24 protein-coding genes and 1 pseudogene are annotated in these 24,898 nt (G+C 67.6%); 11 read left to right on the top strand and 14 right to left on the bottom strand.

The genetic code is table 11. The annotated features are described in order from the left end of the window. Positions 1-3: 3 nt before the first annotated feature. Both IPP91_04350 and IPP91_04355 read right to left on the bottom strand, forming a co-directional pair. Positions 4-759 (bottom strand): hypothetical protein, encoded by a 756-nt coding sequence (locus IPP91_04350; GenBank protein MBL0141298.1) that lies wholly within the window; start codon positions 757-759, stop codon positions 4-6. Positions 760-786: 27 nt separating this feature from the next. Continuing rightward, on the bottom strand, positions 787-1,629 hold the full coding sequence (locus tag IPP91_04355) for a MoxR family ATPase (GenBank protein MBL0141299.1): 843 nt from the start codon (positions 1,627-1,629) through the stop codon (positions 787-789). A gap of 82 nt (positions 1,630-1,711) precedes the next feature. Between IPP91_04355 and IPP91_04360 the strand changes: the two genes are divergently transcribed. Then, entirely contained in the window at positions 1,712-3,211 is a 1,500-nt protein-coding gene (locus tag IPP91_04360; protein MBL0141300.1) for a DUF4139 domain-containing protein, read from the top strand. 69 nt (positions 3,212-3,280) lie between these two features. Here IPP91_04360 and IPP91_04365 read toward each other — a convergent pair whose 3' ends face one another. The 11 genes from IPP91_04365 to IPP91_04415 form a co-directional block, all read right to left on the bottom strand. Beyond that, complete coding sequence (locus IPP91_04365) at positions 3,281-3,802, bottom strand: superoxide dismutase family protein (protein MBL0141301.1); 522 nt, start codon at positions 3,800-3,802, stop codon at positions 3,281-3,283. Positions 3,803-3,811: 9 nt separating this feature from the next. Then, positions 3,812-4,111, bottom strand: a complete 300-nt coding sequence (locus IPP91_04370) for a formate dehydrogenase (protein MBL0141302.1) — start codon at positions 4,109-4,111, stop codon at positions 3,812-3,814. Positions 4,112-4,149: 38 nt separating this feature from the next. Beyond that, the gene (locus IPP91_04375; protein MBL0141303.1) at positions 4,150-5,217 is read right to left on the bottom strand and encodes a formate dehydrogenase subunit gamma; all 1,068 of its coding nucleotides are present in this window, start codon (positions 5,215-5,217) and stop codon (positions 4,150-4,152) included. A 13-nt stretch (positions 5,218-5,230) separates the two neighbouring features. After that, complete coding sequence (locus IPP91_04380; GenBank protein ID MBL0141304.1) at positions 5,231-5,458, bottom strand: hypothetical protein; 228 nt, start codon at positions 5,456-5,458, stop codon at positions 5,231-5,233. Further along, entirely contained in the window at positions 5,455-6,075 is a 621-nt protein-coding gene (locus tag IPP91_04385; GenBank protein MBL0141305.1) for a 4Fe-4S dicluster domain-containing protein, read from the bottom strand. The genes IPP91_04380 and IPP91_04385 overlap by 4 nt, the downstream gene beginning before the upstream one ends. A gap of 30 nt (positions 6,076-6,105) precedes the next feature. Continuing rightward, positions 6,106-9,033, bottom strand: coding sequence for a molybdopterin-dependent oxidoreductase (locus IPP91_04390; protein MBL0141306.1), 2,928 nt, complete (start codon positions 9,031-9,033; stop codon positions 6,106-6,108). An 11-nt stretch (positions 9,034-9,044) separates the two neighbouring features. After that, the gene (locus IPP91_04395) at positions 9,045-9,242 is read right to left on the bottom strand and encodes a twin-arginine translocation signal domain-containing protein (GenBank protein ID MBL0141307.1); all 198 of its coding nucleotides are present in this window, start codon (positions 9,240-9,242) and stop codon (positions 9,045-9,047) included. Positions 9,243-9,277: 35 nt separating this feature from the next. Then, positions 9,278-9,907, bottom strand: coding sequence for a molecular chaperone TorD family protein (locus IPP91_04400; GenBank protein MBL0141308.1), 630 nt, complete (start codon positions 9,905-9,907; stop codon positions 9,278-9,280). Positions 9,908-9,909: 2 nt separating this feature from the next. Then, positions 9,910-11,700 (bottom strand): 4Fe-4S binding protein, encoded by a 1,791-nt coding sequence (locus IPP91_04405; protein ID MBL0141309.1) that lies wholly within the window; start codon positions 11,698-11,700, stop codon positions 9,910-9,912. A 149-nt stretch (positions 11,701-11,849) separates the two neighbouring features. Then, entirely contained in the window at positions 11,850-12,440 is a 591-nt protein-coding gene (locus IPP91_04410) for a DUF3306 domain-containing protein (GenBank protein ID MBL0141310.1), read from the bottom strand. A 2-nt stretch (positions 12,441-12,442) separates the two neighbouring features. Continuing rightward, positions 12,443-12,925, bottom strand: coding sequence for a DUF3305 domain-containing protein (locus IPP91_04415; GenBank protein ID MBL0141311.1), 483 nt, complete (start codon positions 12,923-12,925; stop codon positions 12,443-12,445). A gap of 103 nt (positions 12,926-13,028) precedes the next feature. Between IPP91_04415 and moaA the strand changes: the two genes are divergently transcribed. From moaA to cysK, 10 genes and pseudogenes are all read left to right on the top strand, one after another. Then, a complete protein-coding gene (moaA, locus tag IPP91_04420) occupies positions 13,029-14,114 on the top strand; it encodes a GTP 3',8-cyclase MoaA (GenBank protein MBL0141312.1) in 1,086 nt (361 codons plus the stop codon). A 101-nt stretch (positions 14,115-14,215) separates the two neighbouring features. Beyond that, positions 14,216-15,040: a formate dehydrogenase accessory sulfurtransferase FdhD gene (locus tag IPP91_04425; GenBank protein ID MBL0141313.1), complete on the top strand. Its 825-nt coding sequence runs from the start codon at positions 14,216-14,218 to the stop codon at positions 15,038-15,040. Further along, on the top strand, positions 15,037-15,444 hold the full coding sequence (locus tag IPP91_04430; protein MBL0141314.1) for a GFA family protein: 408 nt from the start codon (positions 15,037-15,039) through the stop codon (positions 15,442-15,444). Before IPP91_04425 ends, IPP91_04430 begins: the two co-directional genes overlap by 4 nt. After that, positions 15,437-16,017, top strand: a pseudogene (gene mobA, locus IPP91_04435) (molybdenum cofactor guanylyltransferase). Before IPP91_04430 ends, mobA begins: the two are co-directional and overlap by 8 nt. Beyond that, complete coding sequence (locus IPP91_04440) at positions 16,014-17,282, top strand: molybdopterin molybdenumtransferase MoeA (protein MBL0141315.1); 1,269 nt, start codon at positions 16,014-16,016, stop codon at positions 17,280-17,282. Before mobA ends, IPP91_04440 begins: the two are co-directional and overlap by 4 nt. An 81-nt stretch (positions 17,283-17,363) precedes the next feature. Beyond that, entirely contained in the window at positions 17,364-18,044 is a 681-nt protein-coding gene (locus tag IPP91_04445) for a TetR family transcriptional regulator (protein MBL0141316.1), read from the top strand. Next, positions 18,041-19,135 carry an efflux RND transporter periplasmic adaptor subunit gene (locus tag IPP91_04450; GenBank protein MBL0141317.1) on the top strand — a complete coding sequence of 365 codons (1,095 nt, stop codon included), beginning with the start codon at positions 18,041-18,043 and terminating at the stop codon, positions 19,133-19,135. The genes IPP91_04445 and IPP91_04450 overlap by 4 nt, the downstream gene beginning before the upstream one ends. A 10-nt stretch (positions 19,136-19,145) precedes the next feature. After that, entirely contained in the window at positions 19,146-22,226 is a 3,081-nt protein-coding gene (locus IPP91_04455; GenBank protein ID MBL0141318.1) for an efflux RND transporter permease subunit, read from the top strand. An 83-nt stretch (positions 22,227-22,309) separates the two neighbouring features. Further along, positions 22,310-23,011, top strand: coding sequence for a twin-arginine translocation signal domain-containing protein (locus IPP91_04460; GenBank protein MBL0141319.1), 702 nt, complete (start codon positions 22,310-22,312; stop codon positions 23,009-23,011). Between the two features lie 17 nt (positions 23,012-23,028). Further along, positions 23,029-24,009, top strand: coding sequence for a cysteine synthase A (cysK, locus tag IPP91_04465; GenBank protein MBL0141320.1), 981 nt, complete (start codon positions 23,029-23,031; stop codon positions 24,007-24,009). A gap of 13 nt (positions 24,010-24,022) precedes the next feature. Here cysK and IPP91_04470 read toward each other — a convergent pair whose 3' ends face one another. Beyond that, a complete protein-coding gene (locus tag IPP91_04470; GenBank protein ID MBL0141321.1) occupies positions 24,023-24,862 on the bottom strand; it encodes a class I SAM-dependent methyltransferase in 840 nt (279 codons plus the stop codon). Between the last annotated feature and the right edge of the window lie 36 nt (positions 24,863-24,898).

Below are 24,898 nucleotides of genomic sequence, written 5' to 3' on the forward strand. Positions count from 1 at the left end.
GCGTTACGCCGCTTTTTCGAGCATCGCCTTCAGGCGGTCGAGCGCGCCACCCCAGAAGCTCTTCTGCTTCTCGACGGCCCTGCGGTCGGCGAGCTTGCCGTGCTCCACCGTGACCTGGCTCTTGCCGGCGCCCTTCGGGTGGAAGGCCACGCCGACGCTCGATTTCCCCGCCGTCCACGTCATGTTCATGGACTTGCCGTCCCGGCAACGAGTCACCTGGACGGGCGCGTTGCCGAGCCACAGGGCGCGCATCGCCGGGTCCGCCCACGCGCCGTAGACGCGGCCGAGGCTCGCCTGGAGGGTTCGCGAGGCGCTGGCCGCGTAGCCGCGCGCATTCTGGTTCGCTTCGCGCAGCCCGCGCGCCTGCTCGTAGCCGACGGTGACCATCTGGCTCCACCACGAAGGCACGCCGTACCTGTCCGCGAGCATCGAGGCGATGGCCTTGTGGGGCATCGCGACGGCGCCCGCCTTGTCGAGAATCGCGAGCCACTGGTCCCAGGCCTTGCCGGTCGCCCTGGCCACCGCGTCCGTGCCGATCCCTGCGAGGCGCAGGGCTTCTCCGGGGACCTTGCGCAGAGCGCTCCGGGGCAAAGGTCTCCTTGACGCAGGTCCACTCCCCGCGGCTTTCTTCACCTCGGGTATCTTCGCCACAGGCTTTTTCGCGGCGGGTTTCTTCACCGCGGGCTTGCGCACTGCCGGCTTTCTCTGCGCGACCTTCCGGACGGCCGACTTCACGGCCGGCTTGCACTTCGTGGCCATGGATCTCCTCCGTGTCGCGTGCCGGGCCTAGCGGCCGCGGCGCTGCAGGAAAAGCAGTTGCTCGAACAGGTGGACGTCCTGCTCGTTCTTGAGGAGGGCGCCGTAGAGCGGCGGGATGGCCTGCTGGTGGCCGTCGCTGCGCAGGGCTTCCGGCGGGATATCCTCGGCCAGCAGGAGCTTCAGCCAGTCGAGGAGCTCGGAGGTCGAGGGCTTCTTCCTGAGCCCCGGCATCTCGCGGATGCCGAAGAAGCTCTCCAGCGCCGCCTGCACGAGCTGCTTGCGGATGCCGGGGAAATGGACGTCCACGATGGCCTGCATCGTTTCCTTGTCGGGGAAGCGGATGTAATGGAAGAAGCAGCGGCGCAGGAACGCGTCCGGCAGCTCCTTCTCGTTGTTCGAGGTGATGAGGATCACCGGCCGATGGCGTGCCTTCACCGTCCGGCGCGTCTCGTACACGTGGAACTCCATGCGATCGAGCTCGCGCAGCAGGTCGTTGGGGAACTCGATGTCGGCCTTGTCGATCTCGTCCACCAGCACCACCGCCTGCTCCCCGCTTTCGAACGCCTCCCAGAGCACGCCCTTCACGATGTAATTGGCGATATCGCCCACCTTGGCGTCGCCGAGCTGTGAATCGCGCAGGCGCGAAACGGCGTCGTATTCGTACAGGCCCTGCTGCGCCTTCGTGGTGGACTTGATGTGCCACTGGTAGAGCGGCATGCCCAGCGCCCGAGCCACCTCCTCGGCGAGCATCGTCTTGCCCGTTCCCGGTTCCCCCTTGATGAGGAGCGGGCGCTGCAGGGTGACGGCCGCATTGACCGCGATCTTCAGGTCGTCGTCGGCGATGTAGGTGTCGGTGCCCTCGAATCTCATGCCGGGAAGTATAGCGGCCCGTTAACCCCCTTGCCTCCGCCGCCCGTTAAACTCGGTACCAAACCCGACAAAGGAAGCCGCCGTGTCCCACCCCGTTCGTCCGATCCTGGCCGCCATGCTCGCGGCACTTGCCGTACCCGCCGCCGCCGAAACGGCCGTGACCCTCTATTCCAGCGCCCAGCCCGGCACGCTCTCCCCGCAAACCTTCGGCTCCGGGGGAGAAGGCATGACGGTGCCCGGATACGCCCTGGTGCGCGAGGACCGCCGTTTCGAGCTCAAGGCCGGGCGCAACGTGCTTCGCGTGCCTGATGTGCCCTCGCTGATCGACCCCACCACCGTTTCCTTCGCCTCCCTCACCGATCCGAAGGCCACGCGCGTCATCGAGCAGAGCTTCGAATTCGACCTCACGAGCACCCAGAAGCTGCTCTCCCGCTATCTCGACCGCGAGATCACCGTCGAGCAGCAGCGGGGCCAGGGCGTCGGTACCTTCACCGGTACGCTGGTCGGAACCCAGGGCGGGCTGACCCTAAAGGCTGCCGACGGGACCGTGCGCGTGGTGAACGGATACTCGGGCGTGACGCTCCCGAGCCTGCCCGGCGGGCTCATCAGCAAGCCCACGCTCGTCTGGGACATCGATGCCGGCAAGGCCGGCACGCACGAGGCACGCATCACTTACCAGACGGGCGGCATCACCTGGTGGGCCGACTACAACCTCACGTATTCGGAGCCGGAGCCCGGCAAATGCCGGCTCGACGTCGGCGCATGGGTCACGATCGTGAACCAGTCTGGCGCGGCCTACGTGAACGCGAAGCTGAAGCTCGTCGCGGGCGACGTGCAGCGTGCGCCTGCTCGCCTCCAACCTGCGGCCGCCCCCGCGATGCTGGCCCGCACCCAGGAGTCGAAGGCGCAGGGCTTCGAGGAAAAGGCCTTCTTCGAGTACCACCTCTACACCCTGGGACGTCCGGCAACGCTCGCACAGAATTCCACCAAGCAGATCGAACTCTTTCCCACCGCCGCCGGCGTCGGCTGCGAGAAGTCGCTCGTGTATTACGGGCAGGGCTTCAACTATCCCGCCTACGGCTCGCCGATGACGGACCGCAACTTCGGCATCCGGTCCAACAGGAAGGTCGACGTCTACCTGCGCGTGAAGAACTCGCAGTCCAACGGCCTGGGCATGCCGCTGCCCGCGGGAAAGCTGCGCGTCTCGAAACGGGACGAGGCCGACGCGAGCCTGGAGTTCATCGGCGAGGATCTGATCGACCACACGGCGCGCGAAGAGACGGTGCAGGTGAAGCTGGGCTCGGCGTTCGACGTCGTGGGCGAAAGGAAGCAGCTCGACTATCGCATCGACACGACAGCCAAGTGGATCGAGGAGGAAATCGAGGTCCGCGTGCGAAACCAGAAGCCCGACGAAACGGTGGCGGTCGTCGTGAGGGAAAGCCTCTACCGATGGTCGAGCTGGTCGGTCACGAGAAAGACCCACGACTACGAGAAGCAGGATTCGCGCACGATCCATTTCCCGGTTCGCATCGCGCCCAAGGGCGAGGCGGTCGTGCGTTATACGGTCAGGTACACCTGGTAGTCCGGGCGACTGGCGGGCTGTAAAAGGAAAGGGGCAGCCGAAGCCGCCCCTTTCTTCGCTCAGGCGCGTTCAGCCCTTGCCGATCACCGCGCACGCGAGCCGCGGACCGGCATTGCCAGCGGGTTGGCTCTTGTAGTCGTCCGGATCGCGATGGACGATCAGCCCCTTGCCGATGATGTCCGTCGCCCCTGAACCGACTGTGAAGCCCGTCACCTCGAACGAGAATGAAGCGGCTCCGTAGGCGTCGGCGCGCACGTTCGGCATGTCACCGGCATGATGCACACCGCCGTCGTGGTGGCCGTGGGCCTTCGCGAGGGGGTTGAAGTGCCCGCCGGCGCTCATTCCGTCCCCGGAACTGCAGTCACCCTTCTCGTGCACGTGGAAGCCGTGCTCCGAACCCGCCTTCAGGCCCGAAAGGGTGCCCGACACCTTCACCGAGGTGGCGCGCTGCTCGAAAGTGACCGTGCCGCGAACCGAATTGCCCTTGGTCGGCTCGAGGTTAGCGACCGCCTTGGGTCCCGGCGCGCCGCCCATCGAGGCACATCCGGCCACGAGCGCGCAGGCAACCAGCAGGGAAGGATTGGCCTTCATCGTCGCTCCTCAGGACTTCTTGGCCGGCGCCTTGTCCGCGGGCTTCGCGGGCGCGGCGCCCTTTGCCGGAGCTGCAGGCGCCGGCGAAGCCGCAATCGGCGTGGGCTTCGGAACGGGCTTGCCGGCCTTCTTCATGTTGGCCTGGAAGTTCTTCACGGCCACGCCGTCGGCGGCCTCCTTCGCGGCCTTGCCCTTCGCGGCGGTCTCGGCGTCCTTCGCCTTCTTTTCCTCTGCGGCGGCCTTGCCCTTCTCGTCGAGGGGCGGTGGTGGCGGCAGCTTCGCCTGGGCGGTGAATGCGATACCGAGCAAGAGGGCTGCGGCCACTGAAGCGATTCTCGTCTTCATGATCAGTCTCCCGTGGCCGGTTGGGCGGTGCCCGCGACGAACTTCTCCGGTCGCTTGCCGGCCTTGACCTCCTCGTACCAGTACTGGTGGTGCTCGCGGGCCCAGGTCTCGTCGACCAGGCCGGTCTTCATGGCATTCAGCGCGCCATGCATCCCGATCGTGCCGAGGTAGATGTGGCCGGTGGCCAGGGCCATGCCGGCAATCGCGCAGATGCCGTGGATGAGGTTCGCGATCTGCATTGCCTCGCGCCCCTGGTTCCAGTTGGGGAAGTTGAGGATAACGCCCGTCACTGCCATCACGGAGCAAAGCCCCACGACCAGGAACCAGAAGATCCCCTTTTCGCCGGCGTTGAACCTTCCGCTGGGCACGTGCTCGCCCGAGAGCAGGCCGCCGAACTTGCCCAGCCAGGCGCCGTCGTAGGCTTTCCAGGTGTTGTCGCGGATGAAGATCACGATGAATATCACCAGGGAGAAGATGAAGAGCGGGCCCACGAAGTTGTGCAGGTTCTTCCCGAGCACGGTGATCGTGGAGAACGCCGCGTACCCCACGATCGGCAGGATGAGGAACTTGCCGAAGAGGAGAACGATGCCGGTGAGCGCCAGGACGACGAAGGAAAGCCCCATCGTCCAGTGCGCCACGCGCTCCACGCTCGAGAAGCGCTCGATGAGCCGCCCCGTGAGCGGGTCGTGGGTCTTGATGGGGCCCTTGGCCAGGTAGAAAAGGGCCAGGATCACGAACGGGATGAGCAGGAAGATGCCGCCGTAGAACGTGACCGGCCCGTTGCGCAGGGCCCGCCACTCGCGACCGCCGCCCTGGATGAGGACATTGGTTTCTCGACCGGGCACCGAAGCGTACTGGCTCTTGGTGCTGACATCGCTCCAGGACGGCGGATTGTTCCAGCCCGGCACCGCGGTGGAGCCGGGCGCCGGCGCAGGCGCCGGAGCGGCCGCCGCTGGGGCCGGTTGCTGGCCGGGGGCCGCCGGCTGCTGCGCTGTTGCCGCGGACGGAAGCCATGCGGCCAATGCAAGAACGAATGCGCCGATTCCCTTGGCATATCTGGTCATCATCATGGTGTCTCCCGGTCTATTTCTTCTCGGCGGCCGCCATCGCGCGCACGTAGTCGTTCTGCTTCTGGGTACGCGCTGCGAGCGACTGTTCCCACTTGGCCTTGTCGCCCTTGAACTCGTCGCCGGCATAGGGTTTCTGGTCCTCCTTGCCTGCGTAGGTTTTCCCGGGTTCCTGGGATATTTCCGTGCATCCGCCGAGCCAGCATGCCGCCGACAATGCGACAGCGATCGCGAGCGTTCTCATGTCTTTCCTCCCGGTTGATCGGAAACCTTGGCGCTGCCCCCGTAGGCCATCGACCAGCCCCAGATCTCCTCGCCCTTGCCGCGCGTGACGACGCGGTACTTGTAGATCTTCGTGATCACCTCGGCGTCGCCCGCGAGCAGTGCCTTGGTGGAGCACATCTCGGCGCACGCAGGCAGCTTGCCCTCGGCCAGGCGGTTGCGGCCGTACTTGCGGTATTCCTCGGCGGAGTTGTTCTCCTCCGGGCCGCCCGCGCAGAAGGTGCACTTGTCCATCTTGCCGCGCAGGCCGAAAGCGCCGGCCTGCGGGAACTGCGGCGCGCCGAAGGGGCAGGCATAGAAGCAGTAGCCGCATCCGATGCACAGGTCCTTGTCGTGCAGGACCAGCCAGTCCTCGGTCTTGTAGAAGCAGTCGACCGGGCAGACCGCCATGCAGGGCGCATCCGAGCAGTGCATGCACGCCACCGAGATGGAACGCTCGCCGGGCTTGCCGTCGTTCACCGTCACCAGCCGGCGCCGGTTCACGCCCCATGGAATCTCATGCTCGCTCTTGCACGCCGTCACGCAGCCGTTGCACTCGATGCAGCGCTCGGCGTCGCAGATGAATTTCATTCTGGCCATTTGTGTGTCTCCTCTATCCGTGGCGGTGCGCTAGGCGCGCTCGATCTGGCACAGGGTGGTCTTCGTCTCCTGCATCATCGTGACCGAGTCGTAGCCGTAGGTCGTCGCGGTGTTCACGGCCTCGCCCCGGACGATCGGCGCCGCCCCGTCCGGGTACTTGTCCAGCAGGTCCTTGCCCTGCCACCAGCCCGCGAAGTGGAATGGAATCCAGGACACGCCCTGCCCGACCCGCTCGGTCACCAGCGCGCGTACCTTGAGCCGTGCCCCGGTGGGCGTGCCGACCCAGACGAAGTCCCAGTACTTGATGCCGCGGGCCTCGGCGTCCTTCGGGTTGATCTCCACGAAGTTCTCCTGCTGCAGCTCCGCGAGCCACGGGTTGGAACGGGTCTCCTCGCCGCCGCCCTCGTACTCGACCAGGCGCCCGGAGGTAAGCACGATCGGGAATCTCTCGTGCACCTTTTCGGCGATGTTCTTCTGCTGCGCGGTCTTGTAGAGCGTAGGCAACCGCCAGAACGTCTTCTTGTCGTCGTGCGTCGGGTACTTGGCGACGAGATCCGGGCGGTTGGAGTAGATGGGTTCCCGGTGCAGCGGAATCGCATCCGGGAAGTTCCAAACGACGGCACGCGCCTTGGCGTTGCCGAACGGATGGCAACCGTGGTTCTTGAGGACCACGCGCTGGATGCCGCCGGAAAGGTCGTTCTTCCAGTTCTTGCCCTCGGCCTCCTTCTGTTCCTCGGGCGTGAGCTCGCTCCACCAGCCCAGCTTCTTCAGGAGCAGGTGGTCGAACTCGGGGTAGCCCGTCGTGATGTCCGCGCCCTTGGAGCACGAGCCGTCTTCGGCCAGGAGCGACACGCCGTCGCGCGAGATGCCGAAGTTGGCGCGGAAGTTCCCGCCGCCGTCCATCACGTGCTTGGACGTGTCGTATAGGTTGGTCGAGCCCGGGTGCTTGAGCGCGGCGTTGCCGTAGCAGGGCCACGGCAGGCCGAAGTAGTCGCCCGACAGGTCGTAGCCCGTTTCCTTGTCGACGACGGACGTCGTGCAACGAAGCGTCTTCGGGTCGAAGGCATCCATGTGGCGCATGTGGGCCTTGAGCCGCTCGGGCGACTGCCCCGTGTAGCCGATGGTCCAGGTGCCGGCGTTGATCTCGCGCAGCATGTCCTCGACGAGCGGCTCGTCCCAGCCGTCCTTGTCCTTCACCAGCTTGATGTTCTTCACGAACTCCTTCTCGAAACCGAACTTCTTCGCGAAGGCGTACATGATCGTGTGGTCGGGCTTCGACTCGAAGAGCGGCTCGATCACCTTCTCGCGCCACTGGATGGAACGGTTCGACGCCGTGACCGAGCCGCTGGTCTCGAACTGCGTCGCAGCCGGCAGCAGGTACACGCCCTCCTTGCGGTCGGGCATCACGGCGGAGGCCGAGGGGTACGGGTCGACGATGACCATCAGGTCGACCTTCTCCATGGCCGTCTTCATCTCCAGGCCGCGCGTCTGCGAGTTCGGCGCGTGCCCCCAGTAGATGACGGCGCGAAGGTTGCTGTCCTGGTCGATGAGCTCGTTCTTCTCCGTCACGCCGTCGATCCAGCGCGAGAGCGTCATGCCCGGCTTCTCCATCATCGCCTGCGAGGCGAAACGCGACTTCATCCAGTCGTAGTCGACGCCCCAGACGCGGCACCAGTGCTTCCAGGACCCCGCGACGATGCCGTAGTAGCCCGGCAACGAGTCGGGGTTGGGGCCGACGTCCGTCGCGCCCTGCACGTTGTCGTGACCGCGGTAGATGTTCGTGCCGCCGCCGGAGACGCCGACGTTGCCGAGCGCCAGCTGCACGATGCAGCTCGCGCGCACCATCGCGTTGCCGATCGAGTGCTGCGTCTGGCCCATGCACCAGATGATGGTGGACGGGCGGTTCTTCGCCATGGCCTCGGCGGCCGCGTAGACCTCGGCCTCGGGAACGCCGCAGGCCTCGGTCACCTTGTCCGGCGTCCACTTCTTCAATACTTCCTCGCGCACCTTCTCCATGCCGAAGACGCGGTCGTGGAGGTACTGCTTGTCCTCCCAGCCGTTCTTGAAGATGTGGTAGAGCATGCCGAAGAGCAGGGGCACGTCGGTGCCCGAGCGGAAGCGGATGTACTGGTCCGCCTTCGCCGCGGTGCGCGTGAAGCGCGGATCGGCCACGATCATCCGCGCGCCCAGCTCCTTGGCGTGCAGGCAGTGCAGCATCGAGACCGGATGGGCCTCGGCCGCATTGGACCCGATGAAGAACATGCACTTCGTGTTCATCAGGTCGTTGTAGGAGTTGGTCATCGCCCCGTAGCCCCAGGTGTTCGCCACGCCCGCGACCGTGGTCGAGTGGCAGATGCGCGCCTGGTGGTCCATGTTGTTCGTGCCGAACATCGACACGAACTTGCGGAACATGTAGGACTGCTCGTTGCTGTGCTTGGAGGAGCCGAGCCAGAACACCGCGTCGGGGCCGCTTTCCTTGCGGATCGCGAGCAGCTTGTCGCCGATCTCGTTGATGGCCTGTTCCCAGGTGATCTTGCGGTACTTGCCGTCGACCAGCTTCATCGGGGACTTGAGCCGGTGCGAATGCTCGGTCATGCCGTGCTCGCGCACCGATGCCCCCTTGGCGCAGTGAGCGCCGAGGTTGAGTGGCGATTCGAATACCGGTTCCTGGCGGACCCACACGCCGTCCTGCACCACCGCGTCGATGGCGCAGCCGACGGAGCAGTGGGTGCAGACCGTGCGCTTCACCTCGGCCTTGCCCTTGCCCGCGGCGGCGGCGTTGGCCTCGCCGATCATGTTGAGCGGCAGCTGGCTCGCGAACGCGGCAGCGCCGGCGGTGATGCCGGTCCCCTTGAGGAAGGCGCGGCGGTCGACGGTCTTCGCCCCGAGGGCGCCCATGGCGCGGGAAAGCGGATTGGTACGCTCGGCCCGGCCTTCGGATTTGCGGTTGAGCAGCATGGTCGGCCTCCTCAGATTTGCGTGGTCTTGTAGTACTTCAGGACGTGCTCGGAGACGTGATAGCCCCGCGGTTTGTCGGCGGCGGGAGCGGCTTGCTCCCCCGTGGCGATCTTCTGGCCCGCGACGACTGCCGCGGCGGCGCCGGCGCCACCGAGGCTCGCGTGAAGCAGGAATTTCCTGCGGCTGTTCGGCTTCATCTCGTTGTTCATGTCACGCCTCCTGTTTTCGCTTGTTGCCTGAGAATTCAATCCAGGTTGAACGACTCGTCTTCGATGCCGACGAAAGCCTCGCCGACGGCTGCGACCCTGCGATAGTAATTCGAGTCCGGGGCATCCTGAACCGCGGCGAGGAAACGGCCCGCCACCGGTTTCAAGTGCGTTTCGTAGAACCGCCTCTGCTGCGCGATGCTCGCCGGCGCACGGCCTGCGCCGCCGGCCACCAGAACGCGCATGGCGTCGAACAGGCCGGCGAAATGGTCCTCGGGTTCGCAGGCCCCCGGGCTGCGGGCCAGTCCAAGGGCCGCGAGGTCCTCGATGATGCGCACGCGCGGGTGGTCGACGGCGCTCGCCCCGTCGAAGTAATACGCCGCGTAGACCGACACCTTCGCCTTTCCCATGCCGACGAAGAGCGTCTCGTACTCCTCGGCGGCGGCCACCGGATCCATGGCGCCCGAAGCGGCGACGAGTTGCCCCCAGGCGCGTGCGAGGCGTTCATCGCCCCCCTCCATCGGCGGCGCAAGCGATAGCGTGCGCAGGAGCTTCCCGTCCGGCGCATGGTGGAAGAGCGTGGCCAGGAGCGCGTAGAAGTCGGCGCGCGCCGCCTCCTCGGCGGCCACCAGGCGTTGGACTTCGACGCGAGCGAGGACAGTTTCCATGCCTAGAGTCTCAGCACCGAGACTTCATTCGTGTTGGACATCATGTCGACGGCGCGGCAGTCGGCGCACATCTGCAGGCGCTTGAGGGCTGCGCCGCCGGCGAACATCGAGTGACCCGCCAGGCGCCCGAGCATCGCGTCGACCATCTGCCTGGTGCCGAAGGCCTTGCCGCAGGAGACGCAATGAAAGGGTTGCGCCTCGTTGAGGACACGCGCCTCGCGCACCGAGGGCGCGAGCAGCAGCCGCGGCACCAGCGAGATGGCATTCTCGGGGCAAGTGCGCTCGCACAGCCCGCACTGCACGCAATTGCGCTCGAGGAACCTGAGCATGGGCGACTCGGTTCCATCCATCAGTGCCGATTCGGGGCACGCCCCCGCGCAGGCAAGGCACAGCGTGCACTTTTCGCTGTCGACCCGGACCTCGCCGAATGGCGCGCCGGGAGCGAGCGCAATTTCCGAAACCGGAACGGGCGCGTGCTTCGCGAGGTGCTCGACGGCGAATTCCACCGCCGTACGCTTGTCGTTGGACAGGGCAAATGTCGCCGCCACCGCGGGCGTCGCTGCGGTCGCAAGCGCATCCAGCGCCTCGACCACCGCGCCGGCGTCGCCGGACTCGACGAACTCGAAATGTCGTCCGGCATAACCCAGCCCCGAGACGATCGACTGGGCGAGCGCCATCTGTTCGCGCAGCGAGCGCGAATACTCCGGCGCCTCGGATCCGGCCGAGAGCACGACCACCTGGCTCGCGCCGAGCGCAACGGCGCCCAGCAGGAGGTCGATGCCGACGCCCGCCACGTGCCACGATTCGAGCGGGATAACGCGGGCGGGCAAGCCGCCGCCGGACCCGGCGGCACGCGCCAGGAGATCGCGGCCGTCCGTGCCGTTGTGGAACAGGATGCAGGCATCCCGCCCGCCGGCCGCGCGGTAGGCCGCGAGCAGCGCCTTGAACTGGACGCCGCGGTCCGCCACGCGCGGAAACTGGAGGCTCATCGCGCCCGAAGGGCACACCGATGCGCACGCGCCACAACCCATGCAGAGATGGGGATCCACCTTGACGTGATCGCCGTCGGTCGAGATCGCCTCCGTCGAGCACACCTCGATGCACTTGTCACAGCCCTGGATACCCGATCGCGAATGCGCGCAAAGATTCTCGCGGTAGGCGAAGTAGCGCGGCTTGTCGAATTCCCCCACCGCTTCGGGCGCCTCCGCCAAGGCGAGATCCAGAGAAGCTTCGCCGGACACTCGCCAGTAACCTTGCGGCGGCTGGTGGTGCCCGAAAAGCGGCGGATCGGAGAAGTCGACCACGAGGTCGAACACCGCGCCGGCCGCGCCGGGCAAGGCACGCGTGCCGGATTCGCGCACGAAGGCGACATCCGAGAGCGTGACGGAAAAGTTGCCGAGATATCCCTTGAGGGCGGAGACCTTGCCGCCCCAGATCGGAAATGCGGTCGCGCCCAGGTCCGAATTCGCCAGGGCCGCGGCCTGCGCGGATGGGCGCGAGGTCAGCAAGAGCGTGACGGGCAGCGATGCCGCAAGCCGGACGGCGGCGGCCACCGCGCGAGCGTCGCTGCCGATCACGAGCGCGTTGCCTTTCGAGGCGTAGGAAACGCTGGGCAGTGGATCAGGGGGGGGGAGGCCGGACAGCGCTTCGAGCGCGCGAATCTTCGGGGTGCAATCGAGGGATCGCGCCGTCCACCCCCGGGATTCGAATTCTCCGGGGTTGGGGATTGTGGCGTCTTGCGGGTCGGGCACCGTATCGACCACGGCCCCTTCCGCCTCGTTTTCGAACGTCATTCCGTGTCGCTCGACCGTCGGCGGCGCGCGTCGCCGACGCTCCTCTCGGGGTTGGACTTCAGGGGAGAATCTCGCCGCAACCTGCGGCGATCTGCCTTTATTCGAATATGAAGCGAAGTATACAACAGTTGCATCGCCCGGACCGAGTGCTACGGCTCCGATTCCCGCATATTCCGTGGGGAGATAGGCGAGGCTTCCGCCTTCTCGCCGTCCGCAGGCGGCAATGCGTCGGCCTGATCCGGAGCGATCACCGGATCGGCCGGGATATCAATGCGTTGATCGGCAATCAGCGCGCCGGCTTGCGCCTCTTCCAGCGCCCGGCGCTTTTCCTCCTCCTCGCGGTCCCGGCCCGCCTTGTCGCCCAGCCAGGACACCGAGTCCATCCTGGCCAGCCACGATTCCGGCAGGGGATCGGGTTTCGAGTAGTCGTCCACGTAGACGTCCATCATGTCCATCACGTTGAAGCGCGGGTCACCGAAGAGGGTCTTGAGCGCCTGCCGTCGCACGTTCCCATCGACGTCGGGCGCCATGAACGGCGCGAAGTCCGATTCGGGAGTGAGCGACTCGACCGGAGGCAACGGTGTCTCGTCGCCCGGCACCGTCGCGCCGGAAGACACCGCGCCGCCCGCCGGGAGGGTGGCCGGGGCCTGCGTCGGCTTCGCCGGGGAATCTTCAGGCGAGGTCCTGGCCTCGGTCTTCCGGCGCGACCACCGCGACAGGAAATTATCGTCCGCCGCCATCGTCATCCCCGCTCGCGCAGGCGCCCCTCTTTACCCTTGAAGGACTTCGGCCGGATGCGCTCCTTCGGCTCGGGACGGTAATTGGCCTCGACCCACTCCCCGATCCACGCTGCGAACTCGAGGTCGATCGCGGCCTTGTCGACGCGCTCCCCGCCGTCCATCCAGCGGGCGGCCTCGTTGTAGGAGGCCGTCACCTGGAACGGATAGGGGTCGGCCCCTTCCTCGTCCGTGCGCACGGAAACGAACACGCAGGGCTCGCCGCTGCTCATGTTGAGGTAGTAGCCCTCGGCCTCGTCGCGGTGCAGGTAGACCGGGAACCCCGGAAATGCCTTCTGCAGCAGGCCTTCGCGGTCGAGCAGCACGCGCGGCTCCCCGCCCACGTCGGGCATTGCGCTGACGGCCTGCCATTGATGCGTTGCCCAGCGACTTTCGACGGGCGTGCGCTCGAGGACGACGCAGACATGCCGGACGGGACTTTGGCTCATCGGGCGACTATAGCGGAATCGGTGTAGCCCCAGTGTGCGTGGGGATTCTCCGCTCGGGCCCATGCTATCCTCGCCCGGCACGCTCCAGGACTCCCCGCGCCCGATGTCAAAGCCCGTCATTCCCGTCGCGAACCTGCGCCGCGGCCTCGCGATACCGCCCCTGCTGCGCGACCCCACTTCCGGCCCGCTCGCCGATGCGAAGGGGCGGGGCCTGCGCGACTTGCGCATCTCGGTGACGGATCGTTGCAACTTCCGGTGCACCTATTGCATGCCGCGGGACGTGTTCGACGCCGACCACGAATTCCTTCCCCACGCCGCCCTTCTCACCTTCGAGGAGATCGTGCGCACCGCGCGCGTCTTCCACGGCCACGGCATCGCCAAGATCCGCCTCACCGGCGGCGAGCCGCTGCTGCGCCGCGGCGTCGAGGACCTCGTCGCGATGCTCTCGGCCGCGTTGCCCGGCGTGGACCTCACGCTCACGACCAACGGCTCGGCCCTCAAGCAGAAGGCGCGCGCGCTTCATGCCGCGGGCCTGCGGCGGATCACGGTATCGCTCGACTCCCTGGACGACGCGACGTTTCGCGCCATGAACGACGCCGACTTCCCCGTCGCGAAGGTCCTCGAGGCGATCGACCACGCCGCGGCGGAAGGCCTCGCGCCGGTCAAGGTGAACATGGTGGTCAAGCGCGGCACCAACGATGGCCAGGTGGTCGACATGGCACGCCATTTCCGCGGCTCCGGACACATCGTGCGCTTCATCGAGTTCATGGACGTGGGCGCGACCAACGGCTGGCGCATGGACGACGTGGTGCCGAGCGCGGAGATCGTGAGGCGCATCAACGAGGCCTTCCCCTGCGAGCCGACGAACCCCAACCACTTCGGCGAGGTGGCGAAGCGCTGGCGCTACAAGGACGGCGCCGGCGAGTTCGGCATCATCTCCAGCGTGACCGAGGCCTTCTGCTCCTCGTGCAACCGCGCGCGGCTCTCCACCGACGGCTCGGTCTACACGTGCCTGTTCGCGGACCAGGGCTACGACCTCAAGTCGATCCTGCGCGGTGGTGGCTCCGACGAGGATCTTTCGCGCGCCATCGCCGCCATCTGGCAGCGCCGCGAGGACCGCTACTCGGAAATCCGCACTGCCGAGACGGCGCGCGGGCGCAAGGTCGAAATGTCCTTCATCGGCGGGTAGCGGAAGGGGGGGGGGGGGGAAGGGTTTTTTTGGGCAGGCAGCGGCGCAAAGCCCCCGATTCTTCCGCACGCGGGGCGCCCGCCCGGTGCGCTGAACCGGCCATGGCCGAGCGCCCCCGGCTTTCCAGCGCCGCCCGCCCCGCGACCTTCATGGTCGACGCGCACGACGAGACGGGCAGCCTCAAGCCCACGCCGATCGCCGGGGAGCATCCGCTCACGCTCTACGTCGACAAGCGCGAGATCCTCACGATGATGACGCTGGGCGCCGCGCCCGAGGCGCTCGCCATCGGCTTCCTGCGCAACCAGCGCCTGATCAGGTCCATCGACGAGATCGCCTCCGTGCACGTCGACTGGGACGTCAATGCGGTCGCCGTCACCACGCGCAGTGGGCTCCCCGAGCTCGAGGCGCGCACGAGCAGGCGCACGGCCACCACGGGCTGCGGCCAGGGCACCGTCTTTGGCGACCTCATGGAGGACATCGAGTCGATCCGCCTGCCGGCCGACGCGCGCCTGGAGGAGGAGACCCTCTTCGGGCTCCTCAACAACGTGCGCCTTCACGAGACGATCTACAAGGAATCGGGCGCCGTGCACGGCTGCGCGCTCGCGCAGGGCGCGCAGATCCTCACCTTCGTCGAGGATGTGGGGCGCCACAACGCCGTCGATGCGATCGCCGGCTGGATGTGGCTCGAGGGCGTGGAGGGTGGCGACAAGGTCTTCTACACCACCGGCCGCCTCACCTCGGAGATGGTGATCAAGGCCGCGCAGATGGGGATCCCGTTCCTGGTGTCGCGCTCGGGCCTGACCAAGATGGGGCACGACATCGCAGCGAAGGTCGGCATCACCCTCATCGGACGCGCGGTCAACCGCCGCTATCTACTCTTCACCGGGGGCGAGCGGCTCGTGCGGCCGGCGGCCGGCGCGCCATGACCGCCCCCGTACCCGGCAGCGCCATCGCGCGCTGCCACTGCGGCGGCGTCGAGATCGTGGCGATGTTCCCCTCGCGATTCTGCGCGCACTGCTATTGCTGGAGCTGCCGGACGACGCACGCGGCGGGCGTGGTCACCTGGATCGGCTTCAAGCGGGCGCAGGTGCGCTACTCGAAAGGCGCGGAACTGCTGCGCGACTACGATTCGTCGCGCGGCACGGTCCGCCGGTTCTGCGGCGCGTGCGGAACGCGGCTCACCTTCGAATCGTCGCACGGGACCTGGGCCGACGAAGTGCACCTGCCGCTCGCCCTCTTCGTCACCCCGGTCGACCGCGAACCGACGGTGAACTCCTTCCCGGCGGAGCGGCCCGCCTGGGCGCCCTTCCACGCCCTCCCCGATGTTTGAGGTGACCGGACTCGTGCTCGCCGGCGGCCAGGGCAGCCGCATGGGCGGCGTGGACAAGGGGCTAGCGCCGTTTCGCGGCCGGCCCCTCGTCGAGCACGTGATCGCAAGGCTCGCCCCCAGGTCGGCGAGATCCTGGTGAACGCCAACCGCAATCCCGAGGCCTATGCGGGATTCGGCCATCGCGTCATTGCCGACGAGATCCCCGGGTTCGCGGGCCCGCTGGCCGGGTTCGAGCGCGGCCTCGCCCACGCCTCGGGCAAGCTGGTCGCCACGGTGCCCTGCGATTCTCCTTTCCTGCCCGCGGATCTCGTGCGCCGCCTGCGCGAGGCGCTTGAAGCCAGCGGCGCGCAGATCGCGGTGGCGAAGACGGGCGACCAGCCCCATCCCGTCTTCTGCCTGATGCGCCGCGAAACCCACGATTCCCTGCGCGCCTTCCTCGCCTCGGGCCAGCGCAAGATCGACAAGTGGTACGCCGCGCTCGGCGCGGTGGAGGTCGCCTTCGACGACGAGCCGGAGGCTTTCGCCAACATCAACACCCGCGACGAACTCGCGGGCCTCGAGAAGCCGACATGACCAAGCTCACCATCGCGCAGGCTTCCTGCGCCGACGACTACGATCCGAACTCCATGCCGGTCGACAAGGCTCGCGCGTTCATCCACCAGTTCATGGAACCGATCACGACCGCACTGCGCGTACCGATCAGGAGCGCGCTGGGCCGAGTGCTCGCCGAGGACGTGATCTCCCCGGTGGACGTGCCCTCGCACCGCAATTCCGCGATGGACGGCTGGGCGATGCGCGGCGCGGACCTGAAGATCGATGCCCAGGCGACGCTCGAGGAAATCGGCGCCTCCTTCGCCGGCCGCCCCTTCGCGGGCCGGGTCGGGGCCGGGCAGTGCGTGCGCATCATGACCGGAGGAGTCGTTCCCGAGGGCGCCGACACGGTTGTGATGCAGGAGCGCGCGCAGGCCGCCGGCAAGACCGTCACCTTCGCCGCCGGACAGAAGGCGGGCCAGAACGTGCGCGAGGCAGGCGAGGACCTGAAGCGCGGCGCGTTCGCGCTCCTGAAGGGGCGCATCGTGCGTCCGGCGGAACTGGGACTCCTGGCCTCCCTGGGCATCGGGGAAGTAAGCGTCGTCCGACCGCTGCGCGTTGCGTTCTTCTCGACCGGGGACGAACTCAAGTCGGTCGGCTCGGTGCTGGGCGAAGGCGAGATCTACGACTCCAACCGTTACACGATCCACGGCATGCTCCAGCGCCTGGGGTGCGAGGTCCTCGACATGGGTGTCGTCCGGGATGACCCGCTGCTTCTCGAAAAGGCGTTCCGGGAAGCCTCTGCCAACGCGGACGTCGTCATCACCAGCGGCGGAGTCTCGGTCGGGGAAGCCGACTTCGTGAAGAGCCTGATGGACCGGCTCGGCGAAATCGTGTTCTGGAAGATCGCCATGAAGCCGGGCCGGCCGCTTGCGTACGGAAAGATCGGCGGCGCGCATTTCTTCGGGCTGCCGGGCAATCCCGTCTCGGTGATGGTCACCTTCTACCAGTTCGTTCGCGAAGCCCTGCTGCGGCTCATGGGCGTGGATCCCGTCCCGCCCTTCCCGACGTTTCCGGCGACCTGCTCCGCGCCGCTGCGCAAGGCGCCCGGGCGCACGGAGTTCCAGCGTGGCGTCCTGTCGCGAGGACCCGACGGCGGCTGGACCGTGAGGCCCACCGGCGATCAGGGATCGGGAATCCTCAAGTCCATGAGCGAAGCCAACTGCTTCATCATCCTCGGCGACGCGGTGGGCAACGTGGAGACGGGCGCCACGGTGGAAGTCCAGTTTCTCGAAGGCCTCGTGTAGGAAAAGGGGGCCTGCCCCCCTTTTCATTGACGAATGACCGCGAGTCAGTTAATGTGCGCCTTCACTGACCGCGAGTCATTTATGGCTATCAGGCAACGCGCCATCGCCCTGGAGGACAAGGAGGAACGCCGCCACGCGATCCTCGACGCCGCCGAGGCGCTTTTTATCAAGCACCCGGACCGCATGGCGAGCGTGGCCGAAGTCGCGGAATCCGCCGGCGTGGCCAAAGGGACGGTGTACCTGTACTTCCCGAGCAAGGAGGAGATGCTGCTGAGCCTCCACGAGCGCCATGTCGCGCATTTCTTCGCGGAGCTCATGCGCGTGCTCGAGGGCCCCGGCCCGGTCGGTTTCGACGAGGTGTGGCGCGCGACCCGCGACCACCTCGTGCGTGCGCCGGGCTACCTGGCGCTCGCGAGCCGCTGCTTCGGCCTCATGGACCGCGACATTCCCACCGAGGTCGCGGTCGCCTTCAAGGTTCGCGTCGGGCAGGCGCTCGGCGCAGCCGGCACGTCCCTCGAACGCCGCTTCGCCGCACTCCCGAAAGGCGGAGGCGTCACGTTCCTGCAGCACGCCTATGGCCTCATCGTGGGGCTATGGCAGCTCCTGCACCCCATCGAGCGCTTCGGCACCGCCATGGAACACGCCGAGCTCGCCATGTTCAAGCGCGACTATGAACGCGAGCTCGACCAGGCGCTGCGCGCGCTGTGGACCGGGACGATGGGCGGCGATCCCGTGCGCGCCGCGAAGAGGAGATCGCGATGACCCGAGCCCTGTCCCTGGCCGTGGTCCTGGCCATCCTCCTCTCCGCCTGCGGCAACGAACCGAAGGCCGAGGACCCGATCCGCCCGGTGCTCACCGTGACCGTCGTGCCCGGGGCCGCCTCGACGCGGGACGTGTATTCCGGCGAAGTGCGCGCGCGCGTGGAGACCGACCTCGCCTTCCGGACCGGCGGCAAGATCGCCTCGCGCGCCGTGGACGCCGGCGCGCGGGTGAAGCAGGGCCAGGCACTCGCGCGCCTCGATCCCCAGGACGCAAGGCTCGCCGCGCAAGCGGCGCGTGCGCAACTCGCCTCGGCCGAAGCCGACCATGCGCTGGCCAAGGCCGAATTCGACCGCGCCACGGACCTGCTGGCGAAGAAGTTCATCAGCCAGTCGGCCTGGGATGCCCGCCAGGCCGCCTACGCCGCGGCCAGCGCGCGCGTGGAGCAGGCACGCTCGCAGGCGGCGATCTCCACCAACCAGGAAGCCTATGCGACTCTCGCCGCCGACGCCGACGGCATCATCGTCTCGGTCGCCGCCGAGCCGGGGCAGGTCGTGGCCGCGGGCCAACCGGTGCTGCGCCTGGCGCGCGACGGTGAAATGGACATCGTCGTCAACGCGCCGGAGAGCCAGGTCGCGCGCTTCGTGCCCGGTCAGGACGTCGTGGTATTCCTCTGGGCCGATCCGGGCACGCCGTTCCCCGGACGCGTGCGCGAGGTCGCCGGCGGCGCCGATGCGGTGACCCGGACCTTCACTGTGCGAGTCTCCGCGCCGCGCGTCCCGCCCGGCGCGCGTGTGGGCATGAGCGCCACGATCGCGTTCAAGCAGCAGGCGGATGCAAGCCTCGTCGTCCTCCCGCTCACGGCGCTCGTCCGAAGCGGCGACTCGGCCTCGGTCTGGATCGTCGATCCGAAGACTTCCCGCGTGAAGTCGCGGGAGGTGAAGGTGGGGCAGTACCGCGAGGACGGCGCGACCATCCTCTCGGGACTCTCCGGCGGCGAAGTGGTGGTCGCCGCGGGCGTGCACAAGCTGCGCGCGGACCAGCCGGTGCGCATCGCCGGCGCGCCGCGCCCCGGCGCTGCCGCCCCGCGCTGAAGCCCCGGCAATGGTCCACCGCTTCAATCTTTCGGAATGGGCGCTCGGGCACCAGTCGCTGGTGCTCTATTTCATGATCGTGCTCGCCGTCATCGGCGCGGGCTCCTACCTGCGCCTGGGCCAGGCCGAGGACCCGGAGTTCACGTTCAAGCTGATGGTGGTGCGCACGAACTGGCCCGGTGCGTCCGCCGACGAGGTCGAACGCCAGCTCACCGACCGCATCGAGAAAAAGCTGCAGGAGACGCCGCGGCTGGACCACCTGCGCAGCTACTCGAAGCCCGGCGAATCCGTGGTCTTCGTCTTCGTGAAGGACTCCTCGCGCCCCGACGAGATCAGGGAGACCTTCTACCAGGTGCGCAAGAAGGTGGGCGACATCCGCGCCCTGCTCCCGGCGGGAATCCAGGGGCCCTTCTTCAACGACGAGTTCGGCGACACGTTCGGCAACATCTACGCGATCACCGGGGACGGCTTCACCTACACACAGCTCAAGGAGGCCGCCGACCGCGTCCGCGCCGACCTGCTGCGCGTGAAGGACGTGGCCAAGGTCGACCTGGTCGGCGAGCAGGACGAGAAGATCTTCGTCGAGATCTCCAACGCGAAGCTGACCACCTTCGGCATCGATCCCGCTGTCGTCTTCGCAGCGCTTTCGCAGCAGAACGCGGTGGCCTCCTCCGGGAGCTTCGAGACCGGCACCGACCGCATCTACATCCGCACGAGCGGCGCCCTCGATTCGGTCGAGAGCGTGCGCAACCTGCCGATCCGCGCCAACGGGCGGCTCTTCCGCGTGGGCGACTTCGCGACCGTCGCGAGGGGCTACTCCGACCCGCCGCAGCCGAAGATGCGCTTCATGGGCCGCGACGCGCTGGGCGTGGCCGTCTCGATGGTGCCGCGCGGCGACATCATCGCGCTGGGCCACGCGCTCGACGCCGAGGTGGATCGCATCAAGGCGGAACTGCCGGTGGGCCTGGAGCTCGACCGCGTGAACGACCAGCCGAACGCGGTGAAGCGCTCGGTGAGCGAGTTCACGCGCACGCTTGCGGAAGCGGTCGCGATCGTGCTCCTCGTGAGCTTCCTGTCTTTGGGCCTGCGCACGGGGTTCATCGTCGCCCTCTCCATCCCCCTCACCTTCGCGGTGACCTTCCTCTTCATGTACCAGGCGGGCATCGACCTGCACAAGGTATCGCTGGGCGCGCTCATCATCGCGCTGGGCCTGCTGGTGGACGATGCGATCATCTCCGTGGAGATGATGGTGGTGAAGATGGAACAGGGCTGGGAGCGCGTGCGCGCCGCGAGCTTCGCCTACACCTCCACCGCGATGCCGATGCTCACCGGCACGGTCGTCACGGCCGCCGGGTTCCTGCCCATCGGGCTTGCTCGCTCCTCGACCGGCGAATACACGTTCTCGATGTTCGCGGTGACCACCATCGCGCTGCTCGTTTCCTGGGTCGTGTCGGTCCTCTTCGTTCCGTACCTGGGCTACAAGCTGCTGCCCGACTTCCACCGGTCGGGCGCCCACCCGGACGAAGGCGCCGTGTGGCGCAAGCCCTTCTACCTGCGCTTCCGCCGCCTCGTGAACTGGAGTGTCGCGAACCGATGGATCGTGATCGGCGCCACGCTCGCGGTGTTCGCGCTGTCGGTCTTCGGCTTCCGCTTCGTGCAGCAGCAGTTCTTCCCGCCCGCCAACCGGCCGGAGCTGATCGTGGACATCCGCCTGGCCGAGGGCTCGTCCCTGGCGGCAACGCAGGCGCAGGTGGCGAAGCTCGAGCAGCTGCTGATGACGCAGCCCGCGTACAAGGACAACATCGACAACTTCGTGAGCTACGTCGGCAGCGGCAGCCCGCGCTTCTTTCTCCCGCTGGACCAGCAGCTCGTGAACGCGAACTTCGGCCAGTTCGTGGTGAACACGAAGAGCAACGAGGCCCGCGAGATCGTGCGCGCCCGCCTGCTCAGGCAATTCGACGAGGATTTCCCGGAGATTCGCGGCCGTATCACGCGGCTCGAGAACGGCCCGCCCGTGGGCTTTCCCGTCCAGTTCCGCGTGATCGGCGAGGACAAGGAAGCGATCCGGGCGATCGCCAACGAGGTGGCCGGCATCATGCGCGCCAATCCATGGACGCACGACGTGAACGTGGACTGGGAGGAGGCGAGCCGCGTGATCCGGCTTGCGATCGACCAGGACCGCGCGCGCGTGCTCGGAATCTCGACGCAGGAGCTCGCGCAGTACGTGGGAACGGTGGTCTCGGGGCAGGCGGTCACGTCCTGGCGGGAGAAGGACAAGCAAGTGGACGTTGTGGTGCGCGGCAACGTGGCCGAGCGGCAGATGGTGAGCCTGCTCAAGGATCTCGCGGTCCCCGTCGGGCACGGCAGGACAGTGCCGCTCGCCCAGGTTGTGCGCATCAGCTCCGGCTTCGAGCAGGGCATCTTCTGGCGGCGCGACCGGACGCCGTTGATCACGGTGCGTTCCGACATCCGGGACGGGATCCAGGCGCCCGCGGTGAGCGCGCAGGTCAACGAGAAGCTGGAAGCGATCCGCGCACGGCTGCCGATCGGCTATCGCATCGAGACCGGCGGCGCCATCGAGGACGCCGGCAAGGGCCAGCGCTCGATCGCGGTGGTGGCGCCGGTGATGGTGCTGGTCATGCTCACCACCCTCATGTTGCAGCTGCAGAGCTTCGCGCGCCTCGCCATGGTGGCGCTCACCGCGCCCCTGGGGCTCATCGGCGTGACCGCGGCCCTCCTCGTCTCCCGGATGCCCTTCGGGTTCGTCGCGATGCTGGGCACGATCGCCCTTGCCGGCATGATCATGCGCAACTCGGTGATCCTCGTGGACCAGATCGACCACGACATCCGCGAGGGCAGCGAGCCCTGGGACGCCATCGTGGACTCCACCGTGCGCCGCTTCCGGCCCATCATGCTCACCGCCGCGGCGGCGGTGCTCGCCATGATCCCGCTCACCCGCAGTGCCTTCTACGGCCCGATGGCGGTCGCGATCATGGGCGGGCTGCTGGTGGCCACGGTGCTCACGCTCGTGTTCCTGCCCGCCCTCTACGCCGCGTGGTTCCGCGTGAAGCCGGTCGCCAACGGCAACTGAGGAAGGGACGGGCTTCGCGGGAAAGGGGTCTGTCCCCATTTTAAGAAAAGGGGACAGACCCCTTTTCGGTTATCTTTGGCAGGATGGAACGACGCGACTTCGTGAAACTTTGCGCCGCCACCGCGGCGACGGCCACCCTCCCCACCGCGGCGCAGGCCGCCGCGCTCAAGGCTCGCCTCTACCCGCGTGCCCTGCTCGTGGAGGAACGCGGGCAACCCGTCCGCTCCGAATCCCTGCGCGCCGGCGTCAATTACGTCTTCGAGTATCCGTTCGCGGCGACGCCCTGCTTCCTGCTGCGCCTGTCGAAGCCCACCGCCGGCGGGATCGACCTCAGGACCGAGGCGGGCGGCCTCTATCGCTGGGAAGGCGGCGTGGGGCCGGAGAAGACCCTCGTCGCCTATTCGGCCATCTGCGCGCACAAGCTCACCTACCCCACGCGGCAGGTGAGCTTCATCGGCTACCGCGACGCCCCCAGCCCCGTCGCCGGCCCCGGCAAGGTGATCACCTGCTGCTCGGATCGCAGCGTCTATGACCCTTCGGCCGGTGCGCGCGTGGTGTCGGGACCGGCACCCCAGCCGCTCGCGACCATCCTCCTCGAGCACGATGCGAGCAAGGACGAATTCACCGCGGTGGGCACGTTCGGCGGCGAGATGTTCAACATGTTCTTCCAGAAGTTCGGCTTCCGCCTTGAGCTCGAAATGGGAGACCGCGCGAAGTCCGGCGTCGAGGGGCGCGCGGTCGTGCGCGAACTCTCGACCTACAGCGCCCAGTGGGCGCAGTGCTGAATACCGAGGAGAAGGCCATGAGCGCCTGGTTCGCCGACAATTCCCTTTCCATCGGCCGCACGCCGCTCGTGCGCCTGAACCGCGTTACCGACGGCGCACCGGCCACCGTGCTCGCCAAGATCGAGGGACGCAATCCGGCCTACTCGGTGAAGTGCCGCATCGGCGCGGCGATGGTCTGGGACGCGGAGAAGCGCGGCCTGCTGGGGCCGGGCAAGGAGATCGTCGAGCCCACGAGCGGCAACACCGGCATCGCGCTCGCGTTCGTGGCGGCCGCGCGCGGCATCCCGATCACGCTCACGATGCCCGACTCGATGAGCATCGAGCGGCGCAAGCTCCTGCTCGCCTACGGCGCGAAGCTCGTCCTCACGGAAGGCGCCAAGGGCATGGCGGGCGCCGTGGCGAAGGCCGAGGAGATCGCCGCATCCGATCCCGGCAGGTACGTGCTCCTGCAGCAGTTCAAGAATCCCGCCAACCCCGCCATCCACGAGTCCACGACGGGACCGGAGATCTGGGAGGACACCGGTGGGGCAATCGACATCCTCGTCTCGGGCGTGGGCACCGGCGGCACGATCACGGGCATCTCGCGCTACATCAAGATGACGCGCGGCAAGGCGATCACCTCCGTCGCGGTGGAGCCGGCCGCGAGCCCGCTCATGACGCAGAAGCGCGCCGGGGAGCCGCTCAAGCCAGGCCCGCACAAGATCCAGGGCATCGGCGCGAACTTCATGCCCGACGTGCTGGACCTGTCCCTCGTGGACGTCGTCGAGCAGGTGACGAACGAGGAGGCCATCGCCTACGCGCGGCGACTTGCCCGCGAGGAAGGCATTCTCTCGGGCATCTCCTGCGGGGCCGCCGCCGCCGTGGCCGTTCGCCTGGCGAAGCGCCCGGAAAACGCCGGCAAGACGATCGTGGTGATCCTGCCCGACTCCGGCGAACGCTACCTGAGCTCGATCCTCTTCGAGGGGCTGTACGACGCCGCGGGTTTGCCCGCGGACTGACGGCGCCCGGGCGTCAGGGCAAGGGCTTGCGAAACTTGAGCGCGAAGTTGTCCGCCTCCCCGATCGCCACGTACTTCGCGCGATCCGTGTCCTTGAGCGACAGCGTCGGCGGCAGCGTCCAGACGCCTTGCGGATAGTCCTTCGTATCCCGCGGATTGGCCAGGATTTCCGAGCGCGCCACGAACTCGAAGCCGGCGCGCTTCGCCAGTTCGATCGCGTAGTCCTCGCGCACGTACCCGTCCTTCGCCTTCGGATCCTGGGGCCGGTCGGTGGGGGCGCGGTGGTCCTCGATGCCGAGGATGCCGCCGGGCTTCAGGGCGCGATGGAAGGCCTGCAGCGCCTCGTCCGCGTAGCCACCCGCAATCCAGTTGTGCAGGTTGCGGAAGGTGAGAACGAAGTCCGCCGACCCGGGCGGGGCCACGTCGTAGTAGCCCTTCGCGAAGGCGGTCACCGTCAGGCGGCCGTATACCGGCTTGTCCCCGGCGAGCTTGTCGAGAAAGGCCTGGTGCGCCCGTTCGTAGCCCGCTCGCCCCTTCACGGACTCCAGCGGAAACTGGGCCACGTAGAACGTCCCCCGGTCGCGCAGGTAAGGGGCCAGGATTTCCGTCCAGTAGCCGCCTCCCGGAGAAATTTCCACCACCGTCGCGTCGGGTCGGGTGCCGAAGAACACAAGTTCCTCGTAGGGCTTGCGAACGGCATCGCGCGCGACGAAGGCGGGTGTGCGGTGTGTGCCCCCGATCGCCTGCTTCAGGGCATCGTCGGCGCTCGCACCCAATGCGGCGATGGCAAGCGCGGCGCCCAGGAGTGGACGAAAGTGTCGTGAGTTGCGTGGGACCGGAGCGAGGGCTTTCATGGTCCGCAAGGCTATCCCATTTCCACTAAAGTGAGG

Source organism: Betaproteobacteria bacterium (genome assembly GCA_016720855.1).
In the GTDB taxonomy this organism is placed as follows: Bacteria; Pseudomonadota; Gammaproteobacteria; order Burkholderiales; family Usitatibacteraceae; genus FEB-7.